Below are 8,256 nucleotides of genomic sequence, written 5' to 3'. Positions count from 1 at the left end.
GCTCTGGCGAGTAGGCCACCCGTTCGGCGGCGGGCAGGCCGCTCGGCCACTCGCCGCGGCGCGCATCGCCCCAGGCCTGCTCGGCGAGGTAGGCGACCTTGCTCGGCCGGTAACCCAAGCGGCTGAGGTAATAGAGGAAGAAGTCCTGCAGCGGGTAGGGGCCGACCGTGTCCTCGGCGCGTTGCAAACCGTGCCCGCCGGCATCCGGCACCAGTTCCGGCGAAGCCGCTGTGGCCAGGATGGCCTGCAGCACCCGGCGGACCACCTTCGGCTGGCGCGCCGACTGCCAGTGCAGCAGGTGGCGGATCAGGGTCTTCGGCAGCGACGCGTTCACCGCGTAATGCGCCATCTGGTCGCCGACGCCATAGGTGGTGTAGCCCAGGGCGAGTTCCGACAGGTCGCTGGTGCCGATCACCAGGCCCTGGTGCTGGTTGGCCAGGCGGAACAGGTGCGAACTGCGCTCGCCGGCCTGCACGTTCTCGAAGGCAATGTCGTAGAGCGCCTCGCCACGCGCGTAGGGATGGTCGATATCGCGCAGCATCTGCAGGCAGGAGGGGCGAATATCGATTTCCGCGGCGCTGAAGCCCAGCGCCTGCATCAGCGCCATGGCGTTGTGCCGGGTGTGTTCGCCAGTGGCCAGTCCCGGCAGGCTGTAGCCGAGAATCTGCTGGCGCGGCAGGCCGAGCAGGTCGAAGGCGCCGGCGGCGACCAGCGCCGCCTGGGCCGAATCGGCGCCGCCGGAAATGCCGATCACCGCGCGCCGGATGCCGCTGGCCGCGAGGCGTTTGGCCAGGCCCTGCTGCTGGATCGCGTAGATCTCGGCGCAGCGCGTATCCAGGCTGCCGGCGTCGTCGGGCACGAAGGGAAAGCGTGCGACCCGGCGCTGCAGGGCCAAGGGCTGGTGTGGCGGATCGAACTCCACCTTGATCCGTCGCCAGCCGGCTAGGCGTTCGCGCTGCAGGCTGGCGCAATCGGTGAAGCTGGTGGTGCGGGCGCGATCCTGGCGCAGGCGGTCGAGGTCGATATCGGCCAGGATCAACTGCGGGGCAGGCGAGAAGCGCTGGTTCTCGGCCAGCAGCTCACCATTCTCGTGGATCATCGCGTGGCCGTCCCAGGCCAGATCGGTGGTCGACTCGCCGAAGCCGGCAGCGCTGTAGACGTAGGCGGCGATACAACGACCGGACTGGGCGGCGCCGAGCAGGCGGCGGTAGTCGGCCTTGCCGATGGTGGCGTTGCTCGCCGACAGGTTGGCCAGCAGGGTGGCGCCGGCCAGCGCCGCATAGCTGCTCGGCGGCAGCGGCACCCAGAGATCCTCGCAGACCTCCATATGCAGGGCCAGGCCTGGCACCTGCGGCACTTCGAGGAGGATGTCGCTGCCGAAGGGCACCTCCTGGCCGGCGATCCGCAGCATCGGCTGGAGGGCGTCCTTTGCCGAGGCGAAGTGGCGTTTCTCGTAGAACTCGCGGTAGTTCGGCCGGTAGGTCTTGGGCACCGCGCAGAGGATGCGCCCGCGATGGATCGCCAGCGCGCAGTTGAACAGGGCGCCCTGCGCCCGCAGGGGCGCGCCGACCAGCAGGATCGGCAGCAGTTCGAGGCTGGCCCGACACAGTTCCTGCAGGCAGCGCTCGACCTCGTCGAGCAGGGCATCCTGGAAGAACAGGTCGTCGTTGCTGTAGGCCGACAGCCCCAACTCCGGGAATACCGCGACCCCCGCCCGCTGCCGGTCGGCCTGGCTGGCCAACTCCAGAGTGGCGAGCAGGTTAGCCCGCGGGTCGGCCGGTGCGACCCCTGGAGTGCAGGCTGCGACGCGGAAGAAGCCTTGCGCGTAGGGCGTGCGAACGAGCGGCATCGATCTTCTCCCTTGCTCGACAATCGGCGCTACCAGCACAGCATGCGCCTACCGTCGCCACGGCGATATTGATAGCGATCAACCGCAATGCTTCCGCTTGACGTGCATCAACACCGGGGCAGCGTCCGCAGCGCAACTTGTAGGCATGTACTGGCCGCGCTTAATGGCGCGGTCACTCGATCCAACCAGCCTGCGGAGGTGTCCCATGGGGCAGTATCAACGCCTGTTTCTGATCGCCGACCCGGCCATGCGCCACTCGCAGGCGCTGCAGCGGGCCGCGGCCCTGGCCGAGGCGAGCGGCGCCGCGCTGCATATCACCGCCTTCGTCGAACCTTTCGCCACCTTCGCGCTGCTGGAAAAGAGCGTTCGCGAACAGATCCGCGAGGATCATCTGCGCGAACATCGCGAATGGTTGGCGGACGAGGCCGGCTTGCTGCGCAGCAAGGGACTCAAGGTGACCACCGAGGCGGTCTGGACCAACCAAACGCTCAAGGAGATCCTCCTGCATGTGTCGGAAATGCAACCGGACCTGTTGATCAAGGATGTGCAGCATGAGCCGGCACTGAAACGTGCGTTCGTCACGCCGCTGGACTGGCACCTGCTACGCGAGTGCCCGGCGCCAGTTCACCTGATCGGAGCGCTAACCCATGCGTTGCCGCGTAAGGTGGTCGCGGCGGTCGACCCCTCGTCACCGGAGTCAGAGAGCAGCGGCCTCAACCAGCGAATCATCCAGGAGGCAACCGGGCTTGCACTGCAATGCAATGCAGAACTGCATCTGGTGTATAGCTACGACCTATCCTCGGTCTTTCTTACCGAGACTGATGCCAGAAGTGGAGTCTGGCCGGCTTTGGTTGAGAAGATGCAGGCGTCGCAGAAAGAAACTCTTGAGGCGCTAGCTGAACGCTATGGTGTTCCTGCGGAACGCAGGCACTTCATCATAGGGCCACCGACCACTGCACTCGCCGATTTTGCCAGCCAAATTCAGGCCGATGTCATGGTGATGGGGACGTCGCAGCGCAAAGGGCTGAACAAGTTAGTCGGTAGTACGACTGAGCATCTGTTGTACCAGGTGCCATGTAGCATTTTAGCGATCAGGGTTTAGTTCAGACCGCGCCGCGTCACTCTCAGGTCATTTGGCCATCGTCGTCGCGCAGGTACGCAAGCCAATATACGCCGGCAACCAATAGCGTGCCGCCGACGATATTGCCGAAGGTAACTGCAATAAGGTTGCCGGCGATGCTGGACAGATCATAGATACCTGCCCCTTCTAACGTGAGGCCGTAGGGCAGGAAGAACCAGTTGGCGATGGAGTGCTCGAAGCCGACCGTAACGAACGCACTAATGGGCAATAGAATGGCGAGAATCTTGTCGCTGACGCTGTGTCCGCCCATCGCCAGCCAAACTGCCAGGCACACCAGGGTGTTGCTGAGTATTCCTCGGGCAAAGGCTTCCAGCCATGACAGCTCAACTTTATCTCGGGCTATCTGCAGAGCGGTATCACCCACTGCGCCTCCCCCCATACTGGCTGTATCGGCACAAGATACCAGCAGCACGGTGCCCAGGCATCCGACGACATTGCCCAGATAGACCATGCACCAGTTCCGCAGTATCTCTTGCACGCTGATCAAGCGGCTGGCCCAAGCCATCGCCAACAGATTGTTGCCGGTGAACAACTCCGCTCCGCCGATTACGACCAAGACAAGACCAAGGCAAAAGCCGAGTCCACCCAGTAGACGGGTAGCGCCGAAGCCCAAATTACTTTCGGTGACTATCACAGTAAAAAGCAGAGCGCCGAGTGATATAAATGCACCCGCAAGCACCGCTAACACGAACAACGTGAGCAGCTTCGCGCGTGCCTTGGCCACCCCCATTTCCTTGACGCGCTGGGCAATCTGTCGTGGCTGGTAGGCATCCTGGAACAGGCGTTTATCTGCCATGGCGATTCAACTGGATTTAACCGGAATGATTTTCTCTGGCTTGATCGCCTCCGGTTGCTTAGGCAGTGATACGGTCAATACGCCCCTGGCAAAACTGGCATCGATCTGGTCGGCATCGATGCCCTTGGGAAGAGGGAAGGTTCGCTCGAAGGCGCCGTAACGGCGTTCGGACAAATAATAGTCCTGCTTCTGTTCTTCAAGGCTTTCCCGTTTCTCGCCTTTGATTACCAGGTTGCCGTTGGACAAGGTTATCTCGATATTCTTTTCATCCATGCCAGGCAGTTCGGCGGTAATCTCAAAGCTTGTTTCTTTTTCCGCTATATCCACCACCGGCATACCGTACAGGCTCAGCCCACGCTGCCAGACTTGCTCGACATTCGCATCGCGGCGGCGAAACGGAAGGTGCAGCGAGCGCTGGGAGAACGCTTCGAACAGGTGATCTATCTGGCGCCGCAGGTTATGAAGGTTGAACCAGGAGGTCAGCGGACTTGGCCTGCCACTGGCGGACTGTCGATGAGCAATGGGTACATTCTTAGCAGTATTGGCCATTGTTTAACCTTCCATTTTGTCAGTCTTGATATGGACAGGATTAATTCTGTGCTGGCACAGGCAGGCGACTTTGATCTCGATCAAGAGCTGACGACATGCTTATTGGGGTTCGTTGATTAAGATCAAACAGCGCCCTCGCTGAGCCGCCTAGGCTGAATCGACTGGGTTGGGCTAGGAGTTGGCGATGCGCGTGATTCCGAGCGTTTGCACCTTCTGCGGGGTCGGCTGCGGCATCGGCCTGCGGGTGCAGGACGGCCGGGTAATCGGCGTCGAGCCGCAGCCGAGGCACCCGGTCAGCCAGGGCCAGCTGTGCGCCAAGGGCTGGGCCACCAGCTTCGCCATCGACGCGGCCAAGCGCCTGACCGAGCCGCTGATCAAGGAGCATGGCCAGTTTCGCCGCGCGAGCTGGGACGAGGCGCTGGCGCGGGTCGCCGAGGCATTTCGCACGGCCCTGGAGGAGGCCGGGCCGCAAAGCGTCGGGGTGATCAGCTGCGCCCGGGCGAGCAACGAGGACAATTACGCCGCGCAGAAATTCGCCCGCGCGGTGCTCGGTACTCACAACATCGACCACTGCGCGCGCATCTGCCACAGCCCGTCGGTGGCCGGCCTGGCGCTGACCCTGGGCTCCGGGGCGATGACCAACAGCATCGCCGATATCGACGAGGCCGAGCTGATCCTGGTGATCGGCGCCGACGTCACCGAAAACCACGCCATGATCGGCGCACGCATCCTGCGCGCCCAGGCTCGCGGCGCCACGCTGATCGTCGTCGATCCGCGCAAGACCCGCCTGGCGCGCCTGGCCAATATCCACCTGCAACTGCGCCTGGGCAGCAATATCGCCCTGCTCAACGGGCTGCTGCAGATCATCCTGGCCAACGGCTGGGAGAACCGCGCCTTCCTGGAGGCGCGCTGCGCGGATATCCAGCCGCTGCGCCGACATCTGGCCGAGCTGAGCCCGGAACTCAGCAGCGCCCTGACCGGCATCGGCGTAGCCGAGCTGGAGCAGGTGGCCTACCTGTACAGCCACGCGCGCAGCGCCTATACCGCCTACGGCATGGGCATCACCCAGTTCCAGAGCGGCACCAACAATGTCATTGCGGTCTCCAACCTGGCCCTGGCCTGCGGCCAGGTCGGCCGCCCCGGCACCGGCATCAACCCGCTGCGCGGGCAGAACAACGTGCAGGGCGCCTGCGACATGGGTTGCCTGCCCAATGTCTATCCCGGTTATCAGGATGCTGCCGACGCGGCGGTGCAGGCCAAGTTCGCCACCGCCTGGGGCCGGCCTGCGCCGGCGCATCCGGGCCTGACCTCCCTGGGCATGACCCAGGCGGCGCTGGACGGCGCGCTGCGTGCGCTGATGATCATGGGCGAGGAGCCGGTGCTCACCGACCCGGACCAGGGCCATGTGGCCCGCGCTCTGGCCGCCCTGGATTTCCTGGTGGTGGTGGAGCTGAGCCTGACCGAAACGGCCAAGCTCGCCGATGTGGTGCTGCCGGCGGCGTCCTTCGCCGAGAAGCACGGCACCTTCACCAACTGCGAGCGCCGGGTGCAGCGCGTGCGCCAGGCCATCGCGGCGCCCGGCGAAGCCCGTTGCGACTGGCAGATCCTCGGCGAGCTGGCCGCGCGCCTGGGTTACCCGGGCATGGCCTGGAGCGATGCCGAGGCGGTGTTCGACGAGATGGCCGGGCTGACGCCGATCTATTCGGCCATGAGCTACCCGGCCCTGGACCATCGGCATGGCCTGCAATGGCCCTGCGATGCCGATCATCCGCAGGGTTCGCCGCTGCTGCATGCCCAGGGCTTTCCCCGTGGTCGCGCGCGGCTGCTGCCGGTGACCCAGGTCGAGCCCGACGAATGCCCGGACGCCGACTACCCCTTCGCCTTCACCACCCACCGCCTGCATTTCCACTACGGCGGCGGCTCGATGACCCGCCAGTCGCCGCTGCTGGAGCGCGAGACGCCGGCAGCGCTGCTGTTCATGCACCCCGACGACGGCGCCAGACTGGGCCTGCGCGACCAGCAGGCGGTAGCGGTGCGTTCGCGTCGTGGCCGCCTGGAGACCCGCGTGCACCTCACCGACGACGTGCCCCCGGGCACCCTGGCGATGCCCTATCACTTCCGCGAAGCACCCTGCAATCGGCTGACCAACGCCGCCCAGGACCCGCAGAGCAAGATGCCCGAACTGAAGGCCTGCGCGGTGGCGGTGGAACCGCTGCCACTGGCCGCCAGGCCGGCGGGAGCCACGGACCATGCAAGCCTTTAGCCTGGACCGCCCGGAGCGGCTGCGTGCTTACCTGGCACTGGCGCGCCGGCTCTACCAGGTGCGTGACGACGGCCAGGGCGGCGCGCACTGGCAGTTGGTCGGCGCCCAGGACCTCGGTGCCTTCGACGCCAGGGCCGAGCCGCCGGCGTTTTCCGCCAAGAGTTTCTTCTTCGCCGAGCGCGAGCTGCTGTTCCGCTTCGACGGCGGCCAGTTCTACTCGGCGCTGCCCGAGGCGGTGCCGCAGGTGCTGTTCGGCGTGCATGCCTGCGACCTGATCGCGGTCGCCTACCAGGACCGCTTCTTCGCCGCCGACCCGCATTACCAGGCACGCCGCCAGGCCACCCTGCTGGTCGGGGTCGACTGCCTGCACAGTTGCCGGGGCGGCTTCTGCAGCCTGCTCGACAGCGGCCCCGCGGTACATGGGGAAACCGCCGACCTGATCCTCCTGCCGCCTGCCGACGAGGCCGGCGACTGGCTGCTGCTGGTCGCCTCCGCGGCCGGTCGCGAGGCCCTGGAGGGCCTCAGGCTGCCGGCGGCCAGGCGCGACTGGCAGGCCGAGCGAGCCGCCAACTGCCAGCGCGTGGCAGCCGAGCAGGGCGATCAGCACGAACTGGTCGCGGGGATAGCGGCGCTCAACGCGGGGCGCATCGACGACGAGCAGTGGGATGCGCTGGGGCTGCGCTGCCTGGGTTGCTCGGGCTGTACCTCGGTGTGCCCGACCTGTTCCTGCTTCGCCCCGCTGGATAACCCGACCGGCCGCGGCGGCGTGGAGCGCGAGCGGGTCTGGGACTCCTGCCTGTACCAAGGCTTCCAGCGCGAGGCCAGCGGCCACAACCCCAGTGCCAGCCCCGGGCAGCGGGTGCAGCGCTTCTGGACGCACAAGTTCGGCGACGCCTTCAAGGAGCGTTTCGAGCGTTACGGCTGTGTCGGCTGCGGGCGCTGCGACCGGGTCTGCCCGGGCGGCATCGGCGTGCACGGGGTGATGCACGAGGTGAGCCGGCGATGAACGACCCGACCCCGCGCCGCCTGCTGCTGCAGGGCCACTATGCCGACGGCGAGGACGCCCGCCACTTCGACTTCCGCCTCGATGCGCCGCGCAGCGAGGACCTGGCCGTGATTCCCGGGCAGTTCTTCATGCTGTGCGTGCCGGGCGTGGGTGAGGCGCCTTTCACCTATGTCAGCGCGCCGGATCGCGAAGGCCGTTTCAGCGCCCTGATCCGCCGCGTGGGCAGGCTGACCGACGCCCTGTTCGCCCAGGCCGAGGGCGCCGTGCTGGGTTATCGCGGTCCGTTCGGCAAGGGCTGGCCACTGTTCTTCAGCGCCCAGCGGGTGCTCGCGGTGGCCGGCGGTTGTGGCCTGGCGCCGCTGGCCGGGCTGGTCGAGGAAACCATCAGCCATCGCCTGCCGATGCAGTTGAGCCTGATCTATGGCGCCCGCCATGCCGGTGCCCAGGTGCTCAGCCGCGAACGCGCGGTGTGGCGCCAGCGCCTGGCCTTTATCGAGACCCTCGATCTGGCCACGGCGGGGATGCGCCAGGGCTCGCCGCTGGCGCACTTCGACGAGCTGTTCGCCGCGACGCCGCCCGACGTGGTGCTTTGCTGCGGGCCGGAGCCGCTGATGCTGGCGACCGCCGAGGCCTGCCTGCGCCGCGGCCTGAG

General features: G+C 66.2%; 7 protein-coding genes. 4 read left to right on the top strand and 3 right to left on the bottom strand.

Translation table 11 applies throughout. The annotated features are described in order from the left end of the window. A partial coding sequence (locus N878_RS06740) for an NAD(+) synthase (RefSeq protein WP_036987507.1) occupies nucleotides 1-1,849 on the bottom strand: 1,849 nt, incomplete at its 3' end. A gap of 205 nt (nucleotides 1,850-2,054) precedes the next feature. Between N878_RS06740 and N878_RS06735 the strand changes: the two genes are divergently transcribed. Beyond that, on the top strand, nucleotides 2,055-2,951 hold the full coding sequence (locus N878_RS06735) for a universal stress protein (protein WP_021442902.1): 897 nt from the start codon (nucleotides 2,055-2,057) through the stop codon (nucleotides 2,949-2,951). 22 nt (nucleotides 2,952-2,973) lie between these two features. On the opposite strand, the gene N878_RS06730 is transcribed toward N878_RS06735, so the two are convergent. Beyond that, entirely contained in the window at nucleotides 2,974-3,786 is an 813-nt protein-coding gene (locus N878_RS06730; protein ID WP_021442901.1) for a formate/nitrite transporter family protein, read from the bottom strand. 6 nt (nucleotides 3,787-3,792) lie between these two features. Next, nucleotides 3,793-4,335 carry an Hsp20/alpha crystallin family protein gene (locus tag N878_RS06725; protein ID WP_021442900.1) on the bottom strand — a complete coding sequence of 181 codons (543 nt, stop codon included), beginning with the start codon at nucleotides 4,333-4,335 and terminating at the stop codon, nucleotides 3,793-3,795. A gap of 184 nt (nucleotides 4,336-4,519) precedes the next feature. Between N878_RS06725 and fdhF the strand changes: the two genes are divergently transcribed. The 3 genes from fdhF to N878_RS06710 all read left to right on the top strand — a co-directional run. Then, a complete protein-coding gene (gene fdhF / locus N878_RS06720; RefSeq protein WP_021442899.1) occupies nucleotides 4,520-6,598 on the top strand; it encodes a formate dehydrogenase subunit alpha in 2,079 nt (692 codons plus the stop codon). Beyond that, on the top strand, nucleotides 6,585-7,604 hold the full coding sequence (locus N878_RS06715) for a 4Fe-4S dicluster domain-containing protein (protein WP_021442898.1): 1,020 nt from the start codon (nucleotides 6,585-6,587) through the stop codon (nucleotides 7,602-7,604). Before fdhF ends, N878_RS06715 begins: the two co-directional genes overlap by 14 nt. After that, on the top strand, nucleotides 7,601-8,256 hold a 656-nt coding region (locus N878_RS06710; protein WP_021442897.1), incomplete at its 3' end, for an FAD-binding oxidoreductase. The genes N878_RS06715 and N878_RS06710, both read left to right, overlap by 4 nt.

Origin of the sequence: Pseudomonas sp. EGD-AK9 (genome assembly GCF_000465935.2) — a bacterium.
In the GTDB taxonomy this organism is placed as follows: domain Bacteria; phylum Pseudomonadota; class Gammaproteobacteria; order Pseudomonadales; family Pseudomonadaceae; genus Aquipseudomonas.
This window is presented reverse-complemented; position numbering and strand designations above follow the sequence as displayed.

What these genes read in the sequence shown, in the direction of transcription:
- N878_RS06730 (WP_021442901.1), bottom strand. Translation starts at nt 3,786, where the DNA reads ATGGCAGATAAACGCCTGTTCCAGGATGCCTACCAGCCACGACAGATT.
- N878_RS06715 (WP_021442898.1), top strand. Translation starts at nt 6,585, where the DNA reads ATGCAAGCCTTTAGCCTGGACCGCCCGGAGCGGCTGCGTGCTTACCTG.
- N878_RS06725 (WP_021442900.1), bottom strand. Translation starts at nt 4,335, where the DNA reads ATGGCCAATACTGCTAAGAATGTACCCATTGCTCATCGACAGTCCGCC.
- fdhF (WP_021442899.1), top strand. Translation starts at nt 4,520, where the DNA reads ATGCGCGTGATTCCGAGCGTTTGCACCTTCTGCGGGGTCGGCTGCGGC.
- N878_RS06735 (WP_021442902.1), top strand. Translation starts at nt 2,055, where the DNA reads ATGGGGCAGTATCAACGCCTGTTTCTGATCGCCGACCCGGCCATGCGC.